Below are 21,311 nucleotides of genomic sequence, written 5' to 3' on the forward strand. Positions count from 1 at the left end.
CCGCGAACAAGGGGGGCAGTGAAGGTGAGTACGACGACGACCACGGGCTTCTGCAGGGTCACCGTCGTGGCGCCCGACAGCCGGATCGACGTGGCGTTGCCGGTGGACATCGCCATCGCCGACATCTACCCGGAGATCCTCCGCCTGACCGGCCAGACCCAGCCCGTCGGCGCCCCCACCGGCTACCACCTGGTACGCCGCGACGGCCGGGTCCTCGACGGCGCCCGCACCCTCGCCGCCGAACGGGTGCTCGACGGAGAGGTGCTCGGACTACGCCCCTTCGCCGAGTCCCTCCCGCCCGTCGTCCACGACGACGTGTCCGATGCCGTCGCCTCCGCCGTCGTCCGCGACCGGCACCTGTGGAGCGAGGAGCTGCTGCGGATCGCGGGCCTGACCGGCGGCGCCGTGCTGTTGCTGCTGTGCGCCCTCCTTCTGTGGCACGCCGACCCGGTGCGCCACGACATGCACGGCCTGCCCGGTGTCCTGGCCGGCGGCCTCGGCGTGTTGCTGACGGCGTTCGCGGGCGTCCTGGCCCGGGTGTACGCCGACCGGGCCGCCGCCTTCGCGGTGGGACTCGGCGCGCTGCCCCTGCTGATGCTCGCGGGCTCCGGGGTCGTCGCGCCGCCCGCCGGACAGGGCCCGGGCAGGCTGCAGTTTCTGCTCGGCTGCGCGGTGCTCCTGCTCGCCTCGCTCGTCCTGGTCGTCCTCACCCCCGGCGGGGACGCGCCGTTCGTGGCCGCCTCCTTCCTCGCCGTGGCCGGCGCCGTGGCCTCCTTCGTCGCCCTGCTCGCCGACGCCTCCGCCACCGAGGTCGCCGCGGTGTGCGCCCCGGTCGCCATCGGCCTCGTCGCCTTCCTGCCCGGTCTCTCCGCCCGCTTCGCCCGGCTGCCCATCGGCTACGCCGCCCCGCGCTCCGCGAGCCAGGACGCCTTCGACCCCGACGCCCCGTCGGCCGGGGAGAGCGAGCCGCTGGACGCCGAACACATCGCCGCGCAGGCCCGCCGGGGGCACGAGATGCTCCTCGGCCTGGTCGCCGGCACATCGGCCGTGGTGATCGCCTCCGCGGCCGTCCTCGGCTTCTCCGACGACGTCCGGGCGCGGCTCCTCGCCCTCGCCACCGGGCTCGCGATGCTGATCCGCGCGCGCCTGTTCCGTTACACCTCCCAGGTGACCTGCGTCCTGGTCGCCGGGCTCGCCGCGCTCGCGCTGCTGCTGCTCGGCCTCGCCCTGAACCCGCCCGCGGACGCGTTCACCGAGCTGGTGCTGCACGGCGACGGCGACGCCCTCGACCTGCGCGCCGGCTGGCTGACCGCGGCCGTCGCCGCCGGCGCGATGCTGCTCACGACGATCGGCCTGATCGTCCCGCGCAAGGGCCTGTCACCCTTCTGGGGCCGTTTCCTGGACCTCACCGAGGGTGCGGTGCTGCTGGTCCTCGTCCCGCTCTGCCTCGCGGTCCTGGGCGTACTGTCGGACGTACGCTCGATGCTCGGCTAGGCGATCCCCCGCCGCGCGGCTCACCCGGGCGCACCGCACCCCCGCAACCGCCACGGCTCGCCGGACCAGGCCGATGCACCCCCGATGCACCCCCGGTGCACCTGCGCGTCGAGTCGCGGAACCCCGGCACACCTGCGCGACGGAGCGGCCCGCGCGCACTGGTACTCTGGGGCACGGCCGTATGCGCCCACACCCCCGGAAGCCCTCAAGGCTCCGGACGGTCGCGCCGTCGGCCCCGCCTCCCGAGTAACGGAAGCTCCCCCGAGATGCAGACCGGGGGCGCTCGGAGGCATCGCGAAGACCTACGAGGAGTACACGTGTCGCTCGACGCCGCCGTGAAGAAGCAGATCATCACCGAGTTCGGTACCAAGGAGGGCGACACCGGCTCCCCCGAGGTCCAGGTCGCCCTGCTGTCGCGCCGCATCTCGGACCTGACCGAGCACCTGAAGACCCACAAGCACGACCACCACTCCCGTCGTGGTCTGCTCATCCTGGTCGGTCAGCGCCGTCGGCTGCTGCAGTACCTGGCCAAGAAGGACATCCAGCGCTTCCGTGCGCTGGTCGACCGCCTCGGCATCCGCCGCGGTGCGGCGGGCGCCCGGTAGTACGCCGTGCAGGGAGCGGTTCCCGAACCGATCGGGGGCCGCTCCCTTTGCCGTACGTGCGGAAACGTGCGCGTTGTCAGTGCCGCTTTGTAGTGTGGTGGCACAACGCAATACGCACGGCACGAAAACAGCACGACGGGGAACACGCAGGGCACAGCGGTACACACCGCACGGGGCCCCGAGTGACCCGGCCAACGAGGAGAAGCGCGGCCGAGCCGCCGCCGGTCCTCGGTAGTGGCCCCCGGGCAGCCCGCCCCGGGTGCTTCGATCGAAGACCGGCCCGCATCGCAGGAAGCGCTTCTCCGCCCCTGTCCCCCCGCCACACGGGCGGCCGGGACGAAAGACGATACGTAGGAGAAAACGCTGGTGGAGAACGAGACCCACTACGCCGAGGCCGTCATCGACAACGGCTCCTTCGGCACCCGCACCATCCGCTTCGAGACCGGCCGCCTCGCCAAGCAGGCCGCCGGCTCCGCCGTGGCGTACCTGGACGACGACACCATGGTGCTGTCGGCCACGACCGCCTCGAAGAACCCCAAGGACCAGCTCGACTTCTTCCCCCTCACGGTGGACGTCGAGGAGCGGATGTACGCCGCCGGCAAGATCCCCGGCAGCTTCTTCCGCCGCGAGGGCCGTCCCTCCGAGGACGCCATCCTCACCTGCCGCCTCATCGACCGCCCGCTGCGCCCGTCCTTCAAGAAGGGCCTGCGCAACGAGATCCAGGTCGTCGAGACGATCATGGCGCTCAACCCCGACCACCTGTACGACGTCGTGGCGATCAACGCCGCGTCCGCGTCGACGCAGCTGGCCGGCCTGCCCTTCTCCGGCCCGATCGGCGGCACCCGTGTCGCGCTGATCAACGGCCAGTGGGTCGCCTTCCCGACGCACACCGAGCTCGAGGACGCCGTCTTCGACATGGTGGTCGCCGGTCGCGTCCTGGAGGACGGCGACGTCGCCATCATGATGGTCGAGGCCGAGGCCACCGCGAAGACCATCCAGCTGGTCAAGGGCGGTGCCGAGGCGCCGACCGAGGAGGTCGTCGCCGCCGGCCTCGAGGCCGCGAAGCCCTTCATCAAGGTGCTGTGCAAGGCCCAGGCCGACCTCGCCGCCAAGGCCGCCAAGCCGACCGGCGAGTTCCCGATCTTCCTGGACTACCAGGACGACGTCCTGGAGGCGCTCACCGCCGCCGTCCGCCCCGAGCTCGCCCAGGCGCTCACCATCGCGGGCAAGCAGGAGCGCGAGGCCGAGCTGGACCGCGTCAAGGGTCTGGCGGCCGAGAAGCTGCTGCCCGAGTTCGAGGGCCGCGAGAAGGAGATCTCCGCCGCGTACCGCGCGCTGACCAAGTCCCTGGTGCGCGAGCGCGTCATCAAGGAGAAGAAGCGCATCGACGGCCGCGGTGTCACCGACATCCGCACGCTGGCCGCCGAGGTCGAGGCCATCCCGCGGGTGCACGGCTCCGCGCTGTTCGAGCGTGGCGAGACCCAGATCCTGGGCGTCACCACCCTCAACATGCTCCGCATGGAGCAGCAGCTGGACACCCTCTCGCCGGTGACACGCAAGCGCTACATGCACAACTACAACTTCCCGCCGTTCTCCGTCGGCGAGACCGGTCGCGTCGGCTCCCCCAAGCGCCGCGAGATCGGGCACGGCGCGCTCGCCGAGCGCGCCCTGGTGCCGGTGCTCCCGGCCCGCGAGGACTTCCCCTACGCGATCCGTCAGGTCTCCGAGGCCCTCGGTTCCAACGGCTCGACGTCCATGGGCTCGGTCTGCGCCTCCACCATGTCACTGCTGAACGCCGGTGTGCCCCTCCAGGCCCCGGTCGCCGGCATCGCCATGGGCCTCATCTCCCAGGAGATCGAGGGCGAGACGCACTACGTGACGCTGACCGACATCCTCGGCGCCGAGGACGCGTTCGGCGACATGGACTTCAAGGTCGCCGGCACCAAGGAGTTCGTCACCGCCCTCCAGCTCGACACCAAGCTGAACGGCATCCCGGCCTCCGTCCTGGCCGCGGCCCTCAAGCAGGCCCGCGACGCCCGCCTCCACATCCTCGACGTGATGATGGAGGCCATCGACCGGCCCGACGAGATGTCCCCGAACGCCCCGCGGATCATCACCGTCAAGATCCCGGTGGACAAGATCGGTGAGGTCATCGGCCCCAAGGGCAAGATGATCAACCAGATCCAGGAGGACACCGGCGCCGAGATCACGATCGAGGACGACGGCACCATCTACATCGGTGCCGCCGACGGCCCCTCCGCCGAGGCCGCCCGCACCACGATCAACGGCATCGCCAACCCGACGATGCCCGAGGTCGGCGAGCGCTACCTGGGTACGGTCGTGAAGACGACGACGTTCGGCGCCTTCGTCTCCCTGCTGCCCGGCAAGGACGGCCTGCTGCACATCTCGCAGATCCGCAAGCTGGCCGGCGGCAAGCGCGTGGAGAACGTCGAGGACGTGCTCGGCGTGGGCCAGAAGGTCCAGGTCGAGATCGCCGAGATCGACTCCCGCGGCAAGCTCTCCCTCATCCCCGTGATCGAGGGCGAGGAGCCCACCGACGACGCGAAGAAGGACGACGGCGACAAGTGACGTCCCGTAGCTCCAAGGCGACGGCCCGCACCTCCTCGGAGGCGCGGGCCGTCGCCCGTACCCAAACCCTCATCAAGGGCAGCAACGGCATCGGCACCGTCCGCAGGACCACCCTCCCGGGCGGCCTGCGCATCGTCACCGAGACCCTGCCCTCCGTACGCTCCGCCACCTTCGGCATCTGGGCCCACGTCGGCTCCCGCGACGAGACCCCCGCGCTGAACGGCGCCACCCACTACCTCGAGCACCTGCTCTTCAAGGGCACCGACCGGCGCAGCGCGCTGGACATCTCCGCCGCGATCGACGAGGTCGGCGGCGAGATGAACGCGTTCACGGCGAAGGAGTACACGTGCTACTACGCACGCGTGCTCGACAGCGACCTCCCCCTCGCCATCGACGTCGTCTGCGACATGCTCACCGGATCCCTGATCCGCGAGGAGGACGTCGACGTCGAACGCGGCGCGATCCTCGAGGAGATCGCGATGACGGAGGACGACCCGGGCGACTGCGTGCACGACCTGTTCGCGCACACCATGTTCGGCGACAACGCCCTCGGCCGCCCCGTCCTCGGCACGGTCGACACCGTCAACGCGCTCACCGCCGACCGGATCCGCCGCTTCTACAAGAAGCACTACGACCCCACCCACCTCGTCGTCGCCTGCGCGGGCAACGTCGACCACGCCACGGTCGTACGACAGGTCCGCGCCGCCTTCGCCCGCGCGGACGCCCTCGGCAGCCCCGACGCCCTCCCCGTCGACCCCCGCTCGGGCCGGCGCGCGCTGCGCGCCGCGGGACGCGTGGAACTGCTCGGCCGCAAGACCGAACAGGCTCACGTCGTACTCGGCATGCCGGGCCTGGCACGCACCGACGACCGCCGCTGGGCCCTCGGCGTCCTCAACACCGCCCTGGGCGGTGGCATGTCCTCCCGCCTCTTCCAGGAGGTCCGCGAGAAGCGCGGCCTGGCCTACAGCGTGTACTCGTACACCTCGGGCTTCGCCGACTGCGGCCTGTTCGGCGTCTACGCCGGCTGCCGGCCCAGCCAGGTGCACGACGTGCTCAAGATCTGCCGCGACGAACTGGACCACGTCGCCGAGCACGGACTGTCCGACGAGGAGGTCGGCCGCGCCATCGGGCAGCTCCGGGGCTCCACGGTGCTCGGCCTGGAGGACACCGGTGCGCTGATGAACCGTATCGGCAAGAGCGAACTGTGCTGGGGCGACCAGATGTCCGTCGACGACATGCTGGCCAGGATCACCGAGGTCACCCCGGACGACGTCCGAGCGGTCGCCCGCGAGATCCTGGGACGGCGCCCCTCGTTGTCGGTCATAGGCCCGCTCAAGGACAAGCAGGCCGCCCGGCTGCACGACGCGGTCGCGTGAGCCCGTTGGGCCGGGGGACCCCGGCCGGGGACGTTCCAGTCAAGGAAGCGAGAAGATGAGCAAGCTGCGCGTGGCGGTGCTGGGGGCCAAGGGCCGTATCGGCGCCGAGGCGGTACGGGCCGTCGAGGCCGCCGAGGACCTCGAACTGGTGGCCGCCCTCGGCCGCGGCGACGGGCTGGAGACACTCACCGGGACCGGCACCCAGGTGGCGGTCGAGCTGACCACCCCCGACTCGGTCATGGACAACCTCGACTTCTGCGTGCGGCACGGCATCCACGCGGTGGTCGGGACCACGGGCTGGACCGAGGACCGCCTCGCGCGGCTGCGGGGGTGGCTGGACGGCTCCCCGGAGACCGGCGTGCTCATCGCGCCCAACTTCTCCATCGGCGCTGTCCTCACCATGAAGTTCGCTCAGCTCGCGGCGCCCTACTTCGAGTCCGTCGAGGTCGTCGAACTGCATCACCCGAAGAAGGTCGACGCCCCCAGCGGCACGGCCACCCGCACCGCCCAGCTCATCGCCGCGGCCCGCGCGAAGGCGGGCACCGCCCCCGCACCGGACGCCACGACGACGGCCCTGGACGGGGCGCGCGGTGCGAACGTCGACGGGGTGCCTGTGCACGCCGTACGGCTGCGCGGGCTGCTCGCCCACCAGGAGGTGCTGCTCGGCGCCGAGGGCGAGACGCTCACCGTCCGCCACGACTCGTTGCACCACAGCAGCTTCATGCCCGGCATCCTGCTGGGCGTCCGCCGGGTGGTGACCGCTCCGGGCCTCACCTTCGGCCTGGAGCACTTCCTGGACCTGGACTGATCGGAACCCCGTCCAGGAGTCCGAGAGCCCGAGTCCGAGAGCCCGAGAGCCCGAGAAGCTGAGAGTCCGAAAACCCGGCAGCCCAGCAGCAGCCCGACAGCCCAAGAAAAGCAGCCTGCCTCATGCGTGCGAAAATCACCTATTTCGTCACGGCCGCCGTCCTGGTCGTCTACTTCGTCCTGGTCGGCAGCCGCGGAGTGCTGCTGATCGAGAACGGCACCGCCGTCACCATCGCCTTCGGCGTGGCGGTACTGGTGCTGCCGGTGATCGGGCTGTGGTTCCTGTGGAAGAACACCCAGTTCGTGCGCCGGGCCAACCGGCTCGCCGCCGAGCTGGACGCGGAGGGGGGCCTCCCGGTCGACGAGCTGAGGCGCACGCCCGGCGGGCGCATCGACCGTGACTCGGCCGACGAGGTTTTCGCCCGGCGGCAGGCGGAGACGGAGGACGCCCCGGACGACTGGCGGAGCTGGTTCCGCCTTGCCGTTGCCTACCACGACGCCCGTGACGTGGCTCGCGCCCGCAAGGCGATGCAGCACGCGATCAGGCTGCACGCCACGAACAGGACGGGCGGCGGACACCAGGAGAACGCGGAAAGCACCACGACCGAACACCGCCCGGACCGCGACGCCCGGACTCCGTAACCTCCGGAGCCTCCCGCCCCCCCGGCCGGCCGAGCACTCGCGGGGGACACCCGACCGGACCGCCATGTGCCAGAGAGCCGAAGGGGCGGACGGCCAGGGGGCCCGAAGGGCGTGGTCCGGACGTCTCACCCGTCCAGTCGGTGCTCCTCGGCCCAGGCCTCGACCGTGTCCGCCGCCCGGTCGAAGGCGTCGGGGCGTGCCAGGAAGTCCGCGTCGTGCGTGGTCAGCAGCGGCACCGGCCCGTCCGCCGAACGGCCCCTGCGGACCAGTGTCAGCGCCTGTCCCTGGACCGTGCGCGGCAGACCGAACCAGCGCACCGGCTGCTGGGCCGTCCGCACCGCCACGACCTGCGCCCACGGCACGGTGGTCGTACGCAGGAAACCCACCCGGCGCAACCCGCGCCCGCTCACCCAGACGCCGACGCGCAGCAGCCGCAGTGCGCACAGTATGACCAGCAGGCCCGCCACGAAAAAGCCCGTGGCGCTGGACGGCTTGCCGGTGAAGGCGATGATGACCGCGGCGAAGAGGACGTACGAGGCGAGCAGCAGCGCGAGCGCGGCCCCGGCGACGCGCCAGGGACCGGGCCGGTACGGACGGCGCCAGCGGTCACGGTCGTCATGGGGCAGAGCATGGTCGTCCGCCGCCTCGTCGAACACCCGGTCGGCCGTCAGGAAGGGCAGGGGCACGTCTGATCCTCACTCGGTCCTCGCACGAAGATGCGGTGAGGCTATCGAGCACCGTCGCCGGTCACCACCCCGGGGCGACCGGCGGAGTGCCGTCCGCCGGGCCGGGGCACGCCGACCGGGGAGCGGGACTTCAGCGGCCGTCGGAGGCCACGGGCTGCTGCGTCTTCGTCGTGGCGTGGTCCAGCGAGAGCGCGGGCATGCCGATCAGCAGCGCGCCGACGAGCCCGGCGACGATGGTGAGCCCCAGCAGCCAGCGTCCGGCCAGCTCCCCGGTGGAGGGGCGCCGCCGGGGCGGGGGAGCGACATTGCTGCGGAACCTGTCGGCTTCGGAGGGGAAGGCGAACGGGACGGGCTCGCGCCGGCGGAACATGGGGTGTCGATCCTTTCGGGTCGAAGGTGTGAGGGCCAGGTGACAGTGATCGAACGGATCACTGTCACCAAGGCAGACGAACGAATGCCACGATTGGTGCCCGCAAGCGCCGTTTTCGCTGAGATACGCAGGACTCGGCACCGATTCACGGCACTCGGTGCGCTTCGAGCATCTTCGAAGCGCTTCGGAGGACTTCGCCCGCCCGCGCCCACCCTGCCCGTACGCGCCCCGCGCGTGCACACCCGTCCGCGCACACCCTTCGACGACCTCCCGCGCCCCCGGGCGCCCCCGGACACGCCCCGCGCGCCCCGACCGGCCCGCGTCCGGAACGCCCGCGCGATCAGCCTCCGACGGTGTCCGGATTGCGGCACTTCGAGAGGTTCACCTAGCCTGAGCGAACGGGCCCGGCACTGCTTGAACCCCCGAGCAGGCAGTGCCGGGCCCCACCTCCGTCACGGCTTGTCGCCTCCCCCGAGCGCAGACCACATCTTGAGCAGCGAGTAGCGTGTTACCCATGGCTCCGACCTCGACTCCGCAGACCCCCTTCGGGCGGGTCCTCACCGCCATGGTCACGCCCTTCACGGCGGACGGCGCACTCGACCTCGACGGTACGCAGCGACTGGCTGCCCATCTGGTGGACGCAGGCAACGACGGCCTGGTCGTCAACGGCACCACCGGCGAGTCGCCGACCACGAGCGACGCGGAGAAAAGGGATCTCGTACGGGCCGTGGTGGAAGCCGTGGGGGACAGGGCCCACGTCGTCGCCGGAGTCGGCACCAACGACACCCGCCACAGCATCGAACTCGCCCGCGCGGCCGAGCAGGCCGGCGCGCACGGCCTGCTCACCGTGACGCCGTACTACAACAAGCCCCCGCAGGAGGGCCTGTACCGCCACTTCGCGGCCATCGCGGACGCCACCGGCCTTCCGGTCATGCTGTATGACATCCCCGGCCGCAGCGGCGTCCCGATCAGTACCGAGACGATCGTCCGCCTGGCCGAGCACCCCCGTATCGTCGCGAACAAGGACGCCAAGGGCGACCTCGGCCGGGCAGGCTGGGCCATCGCCCGCTCCGGCCTCGCCTGGTACTCCGGTGACGACATGCTCAACCTCCCCCTGCTCGCCGTCGGCGCGGTCGGCTTCGTCTCGGTCGTCGGCCACGTCGTCACGCCCGAGCTGCGTACCCTCATCGAGGCGTACACCGCCGGTGACGTCCAGAAGGCGCTCGAGATCCACCAGAGGCTGCTTCCGGTCTTCACCGGCATGTTCCGCACCCAGGGGGTGATGACCACCAAGGCGGCGCTCGCCCTCCAGGGCCTGCCCGCCGGGCCGCTGCGCGCGCCCATGGTCGAACTCACCCCCGAGGAGACCGCCCAGCTCAAGAGCGATCTTGCCGCGGGCGGGGTACAGCTCTGACAACGGACTTCACAACTGAAGAGGCAGGACCTCCGGGAACCGGTGTGTGCCTGCGCATCCACACGACAACTGCTTTTGCACGAACGTCATGCGCGCCACGTGCCCTCAGGTACGTGGCGCGCATGGTGAGGAGAGTCTTTTGAGTCATCCGCACCCTGAACTCGGCCCGCCGTCGCCCCTCCCCGAGGGCGGCCTGCGGGTCACCCCGCTCGGTGGCCTCGGCGAAATCGGTCGGAACATGACCGTCTTCGAATACGGCGGCCGCCTGTTGATCGTCGACTGCGGAGTGCTCTTCCCCGAGGAGGAGCAGCCCGGAATCGACCTGATCCTGCCCGACTTCTCGTCCATCCGGGACCGCCTCGACGACATCGAGGGCATCGTCCTCACCCATGGGCACGAGGACCACATCGGCGGCGTGCCCTTCCTGCTCCGCGAGAAGCCGGACATCCCGCTGATCGGCTCCAAGCTGACCCTCGCCCTGATCGAGGCCAAGCTCCAGGAACACCGCATCCGCCCCTACACCCTCGAGGTGGCCGAGGGGCACCGGGAGCGCATCGGCCCGTTCGACTGCGAGTTCGTCGCGGTCAACCACTCCATCCCGGACGCGCTCGCGGTCGCCATCCGCACACCGGCCGGCATGGTGGTCCACACCGGCGACTTCAAGATGGACCAGCTCCCGCTGGACAACCGCCTCACGGACCTGCACGCGTTCTCGCGGCTCAGCGAGGAGGGCATCGACCTGCTCCTCGCCGACTCCACCAACGCGGAGGTCCCCGGGTTCACGCCGCACGAGCGCGACATCTCCAGCGTCCTGCGCCAGGTGTTCGCCGGGGCCCGCAAGCGGATCATCGTGGCCAGCTTCGCCAGCCACGTCCACCGCATCCAGCAGATTCTCGACGCCGCCCACGAGTACGGACGCCGGGTGGCCTTCGTCGGCCGCTCCATGGTCCGCAACATGGGCATCGCCCGGGACCTCGGTTACCTGAAGGTCCCGCCGGGCCTCGTCGTCGACGTCAAGACCCTCGACGACCTGCCGGACCACGAGGTCGTCCTGGTCTGTACAGGCTCCCAGGGCGAGCCGATGGCGGCGCTGTCCCGGATGGCCAACCGGGACCACCAGATCCGGATCGTGCAGGGCGACACGGTGATCCTCGCCTCGTCCCTCATTCCGGGCAACGAGAACGCGGTCTACCGCGTGATCAACGGGCTGACCCGCTGGGGCGCCCACGTCGTCCACAAGGGCAACGCGAAGGTGCACGTCTCCGGACACGCCTCGGCCGGCGAACTGCTGTACTTCTACAACATCTGCCGGCCCAGGAACCTGATGCCGGTGCACGGCGAATGGCGGCATCTGCGAGCCAACGCCGAACTCGGCGCACTGACCGGTGTGCCGCACGACCGCATCGTCATCGCGGAGGACGGCGTCGTCGTCGACCTCGTCGGAGGCAAGGCGAAGATCTCCGGCAAGGTCCAGGCCGGATACGTGTACGTCGACGGGTCTTCCGTCGGCGACGTGGGCGAACCCGCGCTGAAGGACCGCAGGATCCTGGGAGATGAGGGCATCATCTCCGTTTTCGTGGTGATGGACTCGTCCACCGGGAAGATCACCGGCGGACCGCACGTCCAGGCCCGCGGCTCCGGCATCGAGGACTCGGCGTTCGCCGCCGTCCTGCCGAAGATCACGGAAACGCTCGAGCGATCGGCGCAGGACGGCGTCGTGGAACCGCACCAGTTGCAGCAGCTCATCCGCCGCACGCTGGGCAAGTGGGTCTCCGACACCTACCGGCGCCGGCCGATGATCCTTCCGGTCGTCGTCGAGGTCTGACGTCCCGTCGGACACCTGAACTGCGAGCGGGCGGCCTCGATTTGCGTCGAGGCCGCCCGCTCCAGTAGGTTTACGGCTCCGCCACGGGGGGAACCCGGTACGTTCGCCGTACTGGAGAACCCAGGGGGCGGAAATCCGACTCGGAACTTCTGATAAAGTCGGAACCGCCGGAAAGGGAAACGCGGAAGCGGGAACCTGGAAAGCACCGAGGAAATCGGACAGCGAAAACGTCTGATAGAGTCGGAAACGCAAGACCGAAGGGAAGCGCCCGGAGGAAAGCCTGAGAGAGTGTCTCGGGTGAGTACAAAGGAAGCGTCCGTTCCTTGAGAACTCAACAGCGTGCCAAAAGTCAACGCCAGATATGTTGATACCCCGACCTGGTCGGTTTCCGATCGGGTTGAGGTTCCTTTGAAGAAGAACACAGCGAGGACGCTGTGAACGGCTGGGCTTATTCCGCCCGGCTGTTCCGCTCTCGTGTGTGTTACCGGGATGACCCGGAAGCATTCACGGAGAGTTTGATCCTGGCTCAGGACGAACGCTGGCGGCGTGCTTAACACATGCAAGTCGAACGATGAACCACTTCGGTGGGGATTAGTGGCGAACGGGTGAGTAACACGTGGGCAATCTGCCCTTCACTCTGGGACAAGCCCTGGAAACGGGGTCTAATACCGGATAACACTTCCACTCTCCTGAGTGGTGGTTAAAAGCTCCGGCGGTGAAGGATGAGCCCGCGGCCTATCAGCTTGTTGGTGAGGTAATGGCTCACCAAGGCGACGACGGGTAGCCGGCCTGAGAGGGCGACCGGCCACACTGGGACTGAGACACGGCCCAGACTCCTACGGGAGGCAGCAGTGGGGAATATTGCACAATGGGCGAAAGCCTGATGCAGCGACGCCGCGTGAGGGATGACGGCCTTCGGGTTGTAAACCTCTTTCAGCAGGGAAGAAGCGAAAGTGACGGTACCTGCAGAAGAAGCGCCGGCTAACTACGTGCCAGCAGCCGCGGTAATACGTAGGGCGCAAGCGTTGTCCGGAATTATTGGGCGTAAAGAGCTCGTAGGCGGCTTGTCACGTCGGGTGTGAAAGCCCGGGGCTTAACCCCGGGTCTGCATTCGATACGGGCTAGCTAGAGTGTGGTAGGGGAGATCGGAATTCCTGGTGTAGCGGTGAAATGCGCAGATATCAGGAGGAACACCGGTGGCGAAGGCGGATCTCTGGGCCATTACTGACGCTGAGGAGCGAAAGCGTGGGGAGCGAACAGGATTAGATACCCTGGTAGTCCACGCCGTAAACGGTGGGAACTAGGTGTTGGCGACATTCCACGTCGTCGGTGCCGCAGCTAACGCATTAAGTTCCCCCGCCTGGGGAGTACGGCCGCAAGGCTAAAACTCAAAGGAATTGACGGGGGCCCGCACAAGCAGCGGAGCATGTGGCTTAATTCGACGCAACGCGAAGAACCTTACCAAGGCTTGACATACACCGGAAACGTCCAGAGATGGGCGCCCCCTTGTGGTCGGTGTACAGGTGGTGCATGGCTGTCGTCAGCTCGTGTCGTGAGATGTTGGGTTAAGTCCCGCAACGAGCGCAACCCTTGTCCCGTGTTGCCAGCAAGCCCTTCGGGGTGTTGGGGACTCACGGGAGACCGCCGGGGTCAACTCGGAGGAAGGTGGGGACGACGTCAAGTCATCATGCCCCTTATGTCTTGGGCTGCACACGTGCTACAATGGCCGGTACAATGAGCTGCGATACCGTGAGGTGGAGCGAATCTCAAAAAGCCGGTCTCAGTTCGGATTGGGGTCTGCAACTCGACCCCATGAAGTCGGAGTTGCTAGTAATCGCAGATCAGCATTGCTGCGGTGAATACGTTCCCGGGCCTTGTACACACCGCCCGTCACGTCACGAAAGTCGGTAACACCCGAAGCCCGTGGCCCAACCCGCAAGGGAGGGAGCGGTCGAAGGTGGGACTGGCGATTGGGACGAAGTCGTAACAAGGTAGCCGTACCGGAAGGTGCGGCTGGATCACCTCCTTTCTAAGGAGCACTTCTTGGCTGCTTCGGCAGTCCAGAGGCCAGTACATCGGCGTACGTCCGGTGCTGGTTGCTCATGGGTGGAACGTTGACTATTCGGCCGGGTTTCCGGGTCGGAGGCTGCTAGTACTGCTCTTCGGAGTGTGGAACGCATGATCTCCGGGCGGGGTCTGGTCGGGCATGCTGTTGGGTGTCTGAGGGCACGGCCGTGAGGCTGGGTCTTCGGGTTGCCGGCCCCAGTGCACTCGGGATGTTGTTCCGGGGTGATGGGTGGTTGGTCGTTGTTTGAGAACTGCACAGTGGACGCGAGCATCTGTGGCCAAGTTTTTAAGGGCGCACGGTGGATGCCTTGGCACCAGGAACCGATGAAGGACGTGGGAGGCCACGATAGGCCCCGGGGAGTCGTCAACCAGGCTTTGATCCGGGGGTGTCCGAATGGGGAAACCCGGCAGTCGTCATGGGCTGTCACCCTTGCCTGAACACATAGGGCAAGTGGAGGGAACGCGGGGAAGTGAAACATCTCAGTACCCGCAGGAAGAGAAAACAACCGTGATTCCGGGAGTAGTGGCGAGCGAAACCGGATGAGGCCAAACCTATGGCGTGTGAGACCCGGCAGGGGTTGCGTTGTGGGGGTTGTGGGATCTCTCTTCTGTCGTCTGCCGGCGACAGGACGAGTCAGAAACCGTTGATGTAGGCGAAGGACATGCGAAAGGTCCGGCGTAGAGGGTAAGACCCCCGTAGTCGAAACATTAGCGGCTCGTTTGAGAGACACCCAAGTAGCACGGGGCCCGAGAAATCCCGTGTGAATCTGGCGGGACCACCCGCTAAGCCTAAATATTCCCTGGTGACCGATAGCGGATAGTACCGTGAGGGAATGGTGAAAAGTACCGCGGGAGCGGAGTGAAATAGTACCTGAAACCGTGTGCCTACAAGCCGTGGGAGCGTCGCGTTGAGTGCTTGCACTCAACGTCGTGACTGCGTGCCTTTTGAAGAATGAGCCTGCGAGTTTGCGGTGTGTTGCGAGGTTAACCCGTTGTGGGGTAGCCGTAGCGAAAGCGAGTCCGAACAGGGCGGTTGAGTAGCACGCTCAAGACCCGAAGCGGAGTGATCTAGCCATGGGCAGGTTGAAGCGGCTGTAAGAGGTCGTGGAGGACCGAACCCACCAGGGTTGAAAACCTGGGGGATGACCTGTGGTTAGGGGTGAAAGGCCAATCAAACTCCGTGATAGCTGGTTCTCCCCGAAATGCATTTAGGTGCAGCGTCGTGTGTTTCTTGCCGGAGGTAGAGCACTGGATAGGCGATGGGCCCTACCGGGTTACTGACCTTAGCCAAACTCCGAATGCCGGTAAGTGAGAGCGCGGCAGTGAGACTGTGGGGGATAAGCTCCATGGTCGAGAGGGAAACAGCCCAGAGCATCGACTAAGGCCCCTAAGCGTACGCTAAGTGGGAAAGGATGTGGAGTCGCAGAGACAACCAGGAGGTTGGCTTAGAAGCAGCCACCCTTGAAAGAGTGCGTAATAGCTCACTGGTCTAGTGATTCCGCGCCGACAATGTAGCGGGGCTCAAGCGTACCGCCGAAGTCGTGTCATTGCAGCATGTACTCCCAACGGAGGCTGTGATGGGTAGGGGAGCGTCGTCTGCCGGGTGAAGCAGCCGTGGAAGCGAGTTGTGGACGGTTGACGAGTGAGAATGCAGGCATGAGTAGCGATTCACACGTGGGAAACGTGTGCGCCGATTGACTAAGGGTTCCTGGGTCAAGCTGATCTGCCCAGGGTAAGTCGGGACCTAAGGCGAGGCCGACAGGCGTAGTCGATGGATAACCGGTTGATATTCCGGTACCCGCTGTGAAGCGTCAAACATCGAGCATCGTGATGCTAAGGCCGTGAAACCGCCGGGTGCGTCTTCGGACAATCTCGGAGTGGTGGAGCCGCCGGCCCAAGCGGTTAGTAGGTGAGTGATGGGGTGACGCAGGAAGGTAGTCCATCCCGGGCGGTGGTTGTCCCGGGGTAAGGGTGTAGGCCGGACGGTAGGTAAATCCGCCGTTCATGGAGGCTGAGACCTGATGCCGAGCCGATTGTGGTGAAGTGGATGATCCTATGCTGTCGAGAAAAGCCTCTAGCGAGTTTCATGGCGGCCCGTACCCTAAACCGACTCAGGTGGTCTGGTAGAGAATACCGAGGCGTTCGGGTGAACTATGGTTAAGGAACTCGGCAAAATGCCCCCGTAACTTCGGGAGAAGGGGGGCCATGTCTGGTGAGGGGACTTGCTCCTTGAGCTGGGTGTGGCCGCAGAGACCAGCGAGAAGCGACTGTTTACTAAAAACACAGGTCCGTGCGAAGCCGTAAGGCGATGTATACGGACTGACGCCTGCCCGGTGCTGGAACGTTAAGGGGACCGGTTAGTCATCTTTCGGGGTGGCGAAGCTGAGAACTTAAGCGCCAGTAAACGGCGGTGGTAACTATAACCATCCTAAGGTAGCGAAATTCCTTGTCGGGTAAGTTCCGACCTGCACGAATGGCGTAACGACTTCTCGACTGTCTCAACCATAGGCCCGGTGAAATTGCACTACGAGTAAAGATGCTCGTTTCGCGCAGCAGGACGGAAAGACCCCGGGACCTTTACTACAGTTTGATATTGGTGTTCGGTTCGGCTTGTGTAGGATAGCTGGGAGACTGTGAAGCTCGGACGCCAGTTCGGGTGGAGTCGTCGTTGAAATACCAGTCTGGTCGTGCTGGATGTCTAACCTGGGTCCGTGATCCGGATCAGGGACAGTGTCTGATGGGTAGTTTAACTGGGGCGGTTGCCTCCTAAAGGGTAACGGAGGCGCCCAAAGGTTCCCTCAGCCTGGTTGGTAATCAGGTGGTGAGTGTAAGTGCACAAGGGAGCTTGACTGTGAGACCGACGGGTCGAGCAGGGACGAAAGTCGGGACTAGTGATCCGGCGGTGGCTTGTGGAAGCGCCGTCGCTCAACGGATAAAAGGTACCCCGGGGATAACAGGCTGATCTTCCCCAAGAGTCCATATCGACGGGATGGTTTGGCACCTCGATGTCGGCTCGTCGCATCCTGGGGCTGGAGTCGGTCCCAAGGGTTGGGCTGTTCGCCCATTAAAGCGGTACGCGAGCTGGGTTTAGAACGTCGTGAGACAGTTCGGTCCCTATCCGCTGCGCGCGTAGGAGTCTTGAGAAGGGCTGTCCCTAGTACGAGAGGACCGGGACGGACGAACCTCTGGTGTGCCAGTTGTTCTGCCAAGGGCATGGCTGGTTGGCTACGTTCGGGAGGGATAACCGCTGAAAGCATCTAAGCGGGAAGCCTGCTTCGAGATGAGGACTCCCACCCACTTGATGGGGTAAGGCTCCCAGTAGACGACTGGGTTGATAGGCCGGATCTGGAAGCACCGTGAGGTGTGGAGGTGACCGGTACTAATAGGCCGAGGGCTTGTCCTCAGTTGCTCGCGTCCACTGTGTTGGTTCTGAAACCACGAACGATCAGGCCGTGTTTGGTCACCGGTTGCTGGTTGTGTGTTTCATAGTGTTTCGGTGGTCATAGCGTAGGGGAAACGCCCGGTTACATTCCGAACCCGGAAGCTAAGCCTTACAGCGCCGATGGTACTGCAGGGGGGACCCTGTGGGAGAGTAGGACACCGCCGAACAATCATTGCGGGAGCGGGTCCCTGAACTTCGGTTCAGGGACCCGCTCTTTTGCGTTTTCTGTCACTTCGCGTTCATCTGGCCCCCGCACGATCGGTGCCATGGGGACCGTGGAAATGCTCAGGGCAGCCGGCGTGAGCGCCGGTGACGAGGTCATCGTGCCGGCGTTCGGCGACAGTGAGCCGGCCGAGGCAGCACTGCTGGCTGGTGCGATGCCCGTCTTCGCCGACATAGACCCGGACACGTACTGCCTCGACCCCGCCGCCGTGGAGACCGTGGTCAGCCCGCGGACGGCGGCCGTGGTCGTCGTCCACCGCTTCGGTCACCAGGCGCCGCTCGGCAGCCTGTACGCCGTTGGCCGACGGCACGGTTTCCTCGTGCTGGAGCAGGGGGAACCCGGGGCACCGTACGCGAATGTGGCGGTGCGCAAGGAGCGGGCCGCGCATCTCGACCGGCGGCTCCGCGGGGTGTGGACGCCGCAGGGCGGTGCCGTCCATACGTACGAGCAGTACGTCGTCCGTGTCCCCGGGAACGGCCGGCCGGACCGTGATGCCTTCGCGCGAGCCCTCCGCGCCAGGGGTGTGGACTGCCGGGTGCCGGTGAAAACGCCCGTGCACCGCATGCCCGCCTTCCGGCGGGACGCCTTTCTGCCGGAGACCGAACGGGCCGCCGACGAGACACTGGCGCTGCCGCTCGACGGGGCGCTGACCAAGCGCGACATGCAGCGGATGGTCTCCGTCTGCAATGCGCTCGGCGGGCTGTTGCAGGACGCGTTCTAGGCAGGGAACTCCACCGGTGCGCGCGAGTGGCACGGAGTTGGGAGCAGTCATCTGTTCGGGGTATGATCTCTTCCGTCGCAGCGAGGGAAACCCTGAATGCGACAGGCCCCTATAGCTCAGTCGGTAGAGCGTCTCCATGGTAAGGAGAAGGTCAACGGTTCGATTCCGTTTGGGGGCTCTGCAGAAAAGGCCTCGCCCACATGGGCGGGGCCTTTTTCATGCCCTTGCGGCCCGGCTCAGCTCTGCTGCGGCTCCGGTACGCGCATCGCGAGAATCGCCATGTCGTCCGACGGGGCGGCGGAGGCGAAGCGCTCGACCGCGCGCATCACGCGCGCGGCGACCGCGCCGGCGGTGAGGCCCGTGCAGCCGGTGAGGACGTCGGTGAGGCCGTCGTCGCCCAGCATGCGGGTGCCTTCCCTGCGCTCGGTGACGCCGTCCGTGACGCAGAGCAGTACGTCGCCGGGGTCCAGGGTCACCGTCTCCTCGTAGAGCTCCAGGTCGTCCATCACGCCCAGCAGCGGCTGCGGTTCGGCGGCCGGTTCCACGGTGCCGTCCTGGCGCAGGCGGAGCGGCAGCGGGTGGCCGGCGCAGACGACCTTCAGGACCGCGCTGCCGTCCTCCTGCGGCCACAACTCGCCGTAGAGCAGGGTGAGGAAGCGGCTGCGGGCGCCCTCGTCGAGGATCGCGGAGTTCAGGCGCTCCAGGACCGCCGGGCCGCCGAAGCCCTCGCGGGCCAGGAGCCGCAGGGCGTGCCGGGCCAGCCCGGTGACCGCCGCCGCCTCCGGGCCCGTACCGCAGACGTCGCCGATGGCGAAGCCGTAGGCGCCGTCGCGGATGGGGAACAGGTCGTAGAAGTCGCCGCCGACCTCGTTGCCCTCGCCGGCGGCGCGGTAGATGACCTCGACCTCGACGCCGTCGATCGTCGGTAGCTCGGGTGGCAGCAGGCTGCGCTGGAGGGACTGGCTGATGGCCGTGCGTTCCGAGTACAGGCGGGCGTTGTCCAGGGCCAGGGCGGCCCGGCGGGAGAGGTCCTCGGCGAGTTCCAGGATCTCCTGGCGGAAGTGGTCGTCCGTGGGCTTGCCGAGCGTGAGCATGCCGATGACGCGGTTGCGGGCCACCAGAGGCAGTACCACCGTCTCGCCGCCGACCGCGGAGGCCGTCGCCAGCGTCGTGCCGACGCCCGAGGTGGCCGTGGCCGGTTCGCCGAGGCCCAGGCTGCGCATGGAGGTGCGCAGGGCCGCCTGGTGGGCGGCCTGGGCGGGGGCCGTCCAGACGCGGGCGCCGGGCGTGGGGATGGCCTCGGGCGGCTCGATCTTTGCGAGCAGGGCCTTGAGGCCGTCGATGCGTTCCTCGTCCTCGTGGAGGACATAGGACAGGTACGGCTCGGAGGACGGTTCGGCGATGGTGTAGACGGCGCACCAGGTGGCCAGGGTGGGAATGGTCATCTGTGCCATCAGGGCGAGCGTCTGGTCGCGGTCCAGGGTGCCGGCGAGGAGGTCGGAGGCCTCGACGAGGAAGCTGAGCGAGCCGCGGCGCAGGCGTTCGAGTTCGCCGAGGCGGGCGGACTCGACGGCGAGCGCGATGCGGTCGGCGGCGAACTGGAGTCTGAGCGCTTCCTCGTTCGAGTAGCGGGAGGGGGACTCGGCGGCGACGCCCAGGGAGCCGGTGAGGCGGCCCTCGACCTTGAGCGGGACGGTGACCACCGATCGCATGCCCGTGCCCCCCAGCAGGGGGACGGCGCCGGGCACGGCGGCGAGGTCGTCGTGCACGGAGGGCATGCGGGCCGAGCCGTAGCGTCCGGGGCCGGCCTCGACGGGGACACGGGCGAAGCGCTGGCGGGCGGAGGGCAGGCCGGTGGAGGCGCGGACCTCCAGTTCCGTCTCGTCGTCGGTGGCCAGGAGGAGGAAGGCGGCGTCGCCGTCGAGCATGTCGCGGGCGCGTTCGACGGTGCGCTGCAGGAGGCCGTCGAGGTCGTCGGGGGCGGGGGAGCCGATGAAGACCTCGAAGGGGTCCGCGGACTGGCCCTCGCCGGAACTGGTGCTGTCGGTGTTCGGGGTGCGCAGGGGGGTCTGCAGGACGGCACGCTCGTGGTCGCGGACCAGGAGGCAGACGGTGGACGGCTCGCCCGCGGTGTCCCGTACGCGCAGGTGGGAGGCGTAGACGGGGATGACCCGGCCGGTGGTGGCGCGGATGCCGTAGCTGCCCTCCCAGCGGGAGAGCCGCAGGGCCTCGGCGATGCCGGTGCCGGTGCCGGGGGTGTGCGGCCAGGCTGCCAGGTCGGTGAGGGGCTTGCCGATGACCTGTTCGGCGGCATAGCCGAAGAGTTCCTCGGCGTCCTCGTTCCACGCGGTGATGGCGGACGCGCGGTCGATCTGCACCACAGCCACCCGGACCCGGCCGTCGGTGAGGGGGAGCAGGTCGGCGGGGAGCACGGGGCCGGCGGCGCGGGTGCCGACGTTGCGTTCGGGCAGGTCGAGCTGGAACCAGACCTGCTTGTGGGTGGGGGTGTATTCCACGCCCCAGCGGGTGGCGAGGGCCGCGCAGAGCTGGAGGCCGCGGCCGCCCTCGCGGTCGGGGCTGCCCATGGAGACGGCGGCGCTCTGGACGGGGAGCTCGCGGTCGGGGTACAGATCGGAGACCTCGACGCGGACGCCGTCCTCGGTGCGCAGGCACAGGACGTCGGCGGAGGTGCCCGCGTGGACGACGGCGTTGGTGACGAGTTCGCTGGTGAGGACGACGGCGTCGTCGACGATGTCGGCGAAGCCCCAGCCCTGGAGGGTGTCGCGGACGAAGGATCGGGCGGTCGCCACCGACCGTCCGACGGGCTTGAAGCTGGCGGCCGCGCGCGCGGTGATCACAGCACTCCCCATGTGTCGGCGCCCCCTGGCTCCATGCCCGATTCCCCGGTTCGATCACTACAGGGTAGTGGGGGCACTGCCTCCGTGTTCAGGGGTATCCCCATGTGGACACGTCCCTGAACACTGGGGTGGCGCCTGGCATGGGGTCTCGCGCCTTCTCGCGCCCCTTGTGCGCCCTCCGGGCGGGCTCGG

The 21,311-nt window shown here is 67.6% G+C and carries 12 protein-coding genes, 1 tRNA gene and 3 rRNA genes; 13 read left to right on the top strand and 3 right to left on the bottom strand.

Going from position 1 to position 21,311, the window contains the following annotated elements:
• Positions 1-24 precede the first annotated feature (24 nt).
• The 6 genes from eccD to QFZ64_RS25550 all read left to right on the top strand — a co-directional run bounded on the left by eccD (position 25) and on the right by QFZ64_RS25550 (position 7,513).
• Positions 25-1,494, top strand: coding sequence for a type VII secretion integral membrane protein EccD (gene eccD, locus QFZ64_RS25525; RefSeq protein ID WP_307069517.1), 1,470 nt, complete (start codon positions 25-27; stop codon positions 1,492-1,494).
• A gap of 317 nt (positions 1,495-1,811) precedes the next feature.
• On the top strand, positions 1,812-2,099 hold the full coding sequence (rpsO, locus tag QFZ64_RS25530) for a 30S ribosomal protein S15 (RefSeq protein ID WP_030423122.1): 288 nt from the start codon (positions 1,812-1,814) through the stop codon (positions 2,097-2,099).
• Positions 2,100-2,465: 366 nt separating this feature from the next.
• Entirely contained in the window at positions 2,466-4,688 is a 2,223-nt protein-coding gene (locus QFZ64_RS25535) for a polyribonucleotide nucleotidyltransferase (protein WP_307069520.1), read from the top strand.
• Entirely contained in the window at positions 4,685-6,064 is a 1,380-nt protein-coding gene (locus tag QFZ64_RS25540; protein ID WP_307069522.1) for a pitrilysin family protein, read from the top strand. The genes QFZ64_RS25535 and QFZ64_RS25540 overlap by 4 nt, the downstream gene beginning before the upstream one ends.
• Before the next feature lie 55 nt (positions 6,065-6,119).
• Positions 6,120-6,872, top strand: a complete 753-nt coding sequence (gene dapB / locus QFZ64_RS25545; RefSeq protein WP_307069523.1) for a 4-hydroxy-tetrahydrodipicolinate reductase — start codon at positions 6,120-6,122, stop codon at positions 6,870-6,872.
• Positions 6,873-6,994: 122 nt separating this feature from the next.
• Positions 6,995-7,513, top strand: a complete 519-nt coding sequence (locus QFZ64_RS25550; RefSeq protein ID WP_307069525.1) for a tetratricopeptide repeat protein — start codon at positions 6,995-6,997, stop codon at positions 7,511-7,513.
• A 125-nt stretch (positions 7,514-7,638) separates the two neighbouring features.
• Here QFZ64_RS25550 and QFZ64_RS25555 read toward each other — a convergent pair whose 3' ends face one another.
• Entirely contained in the window at positions 7,639-8,199 is a 561-nt protein-coding gene (locus QFZ64_RS25555) for a PH domain-containing protein (protein ID WP_307069527.1), read from the bottom strand.
• A 130-nt stretch (positions 8,200-8,329) separates the two neighbouring features.
• A complete protein-coding gene (locus tag QFZ64_RS25560) occupies positions 8,330-8,569 on the bottom strand; it encodes a hypothetical protein (RefSeq protein WP_307069528.1) in 240 nt (79 codons plus the stop codon).
• Positions 8,570-9,083: 514 nt separating this feature from the next.
• Between QFZ64_RS25560 and dapA the strand changes: the two genes are divergently transcribed.
• The 7 genes from dapA to QFZ64_RS25595 all read left to right on the top strand — a co-directional run bounded on the left by dapA (position 9,084) and on the right by QFZ64_RS25595 (position 18,439).
• Positions 9,084-9,983, top strand: a complete 900-nt coding sequence (gene dapA / locus QFZ64_RS25565; protein ID WP_307069530.1) for a 4-hydroxy-tetrahydrodipicolinate synthase — start codon at positions 9,084-9,086, stop codon at positions 9,981-9,983.
• Between the two features lie 139 nt (positions 9,984-10,122).
• Positions 10,123-11,808 carry a ribonuclease J gene (locus QFZ64_RS25570; RefSeq protein ID WP_307069532.1) on the top strand — a complete coding sequence of 562 codons (1,686 nt, stop codon included), beginning with the start codon at positions 10,123-10,125 and terminating at the stop codon, positions 11,806-11,808.
• 503 nt (positions 11,809-12,311) lie between these two features.
• Positions 12,312-13,837, top strand: a 16S ribosomal RNA gene (locus tag QFZ64_RS25575).
• Positions 13,838-14,151: 314 nt separating this feature from the next.
• A 23S ribosomal RNA gene (locus QFZ64_RS25580) occupies positions 14,152-17,278 on the top strand.
• An 89-nt stretch (positions 17,279-17,367) separates the two neighbouring features.
• A 5S ribosomal RNA gene (gene rrf / locus QFZ64_RS25585) occupies positions 17,368-17,484 on the top strand.
• Together the 16S, 23S and 5S rRNA genes form the textbook arrangement of a ribosomal RNA operon.
• 114 nt (positions 17,485-17,598) lie before the next feature.
• The gene (locus tag QFZ64_RS25590) at positions 17,599-18,261 is read left to right on the top strand and encodes a DegT/DnrJ/EryC1/StrS family aminotransferase (RefSeq protein ID WP_307071860.1); all 663 of its coding nucleotides are present in this window, start codon (positions 17,599-17,601) and stop codon (positions 18,259-18,261) included.
• A 105-nt stretch (positions 18,262-18,366) separates the two neighbouring features.
• A tRNA-Thr gene (locus QFZ64_RS25595) sits at positions 18,367-18,439 on the top strand.
• Between the two features lie 58 nt (positions 18,440-18,497).
• On the opposite strand, the gene QFZ64_RS25600 is transcribed toward QFZ64_RS25595, so the two are convergent.
• The gene (locus QFZ64_RS25600) at positions 18,498-21,131 is read right to left on the bottom strand and encodes a SpoIIE family protein phosphatase (protein WP_307069534.1); all 2,634 of its coding nucleotides are present in this window, start codon (positions 21,129-21,131) and stop codon (positions 18,498-18,500) included.
• Positions 21,132-21,311 lie beyond the last annotated feature (180 nt).

This window comes from Streptomyces sp. B3I8, from assembly GCF_030816915.1.
GTDB lineage: Bacteria > Actinomycetota > Actinomycetes > Streptomycetales > Streptomycetaceae > Streptomyces.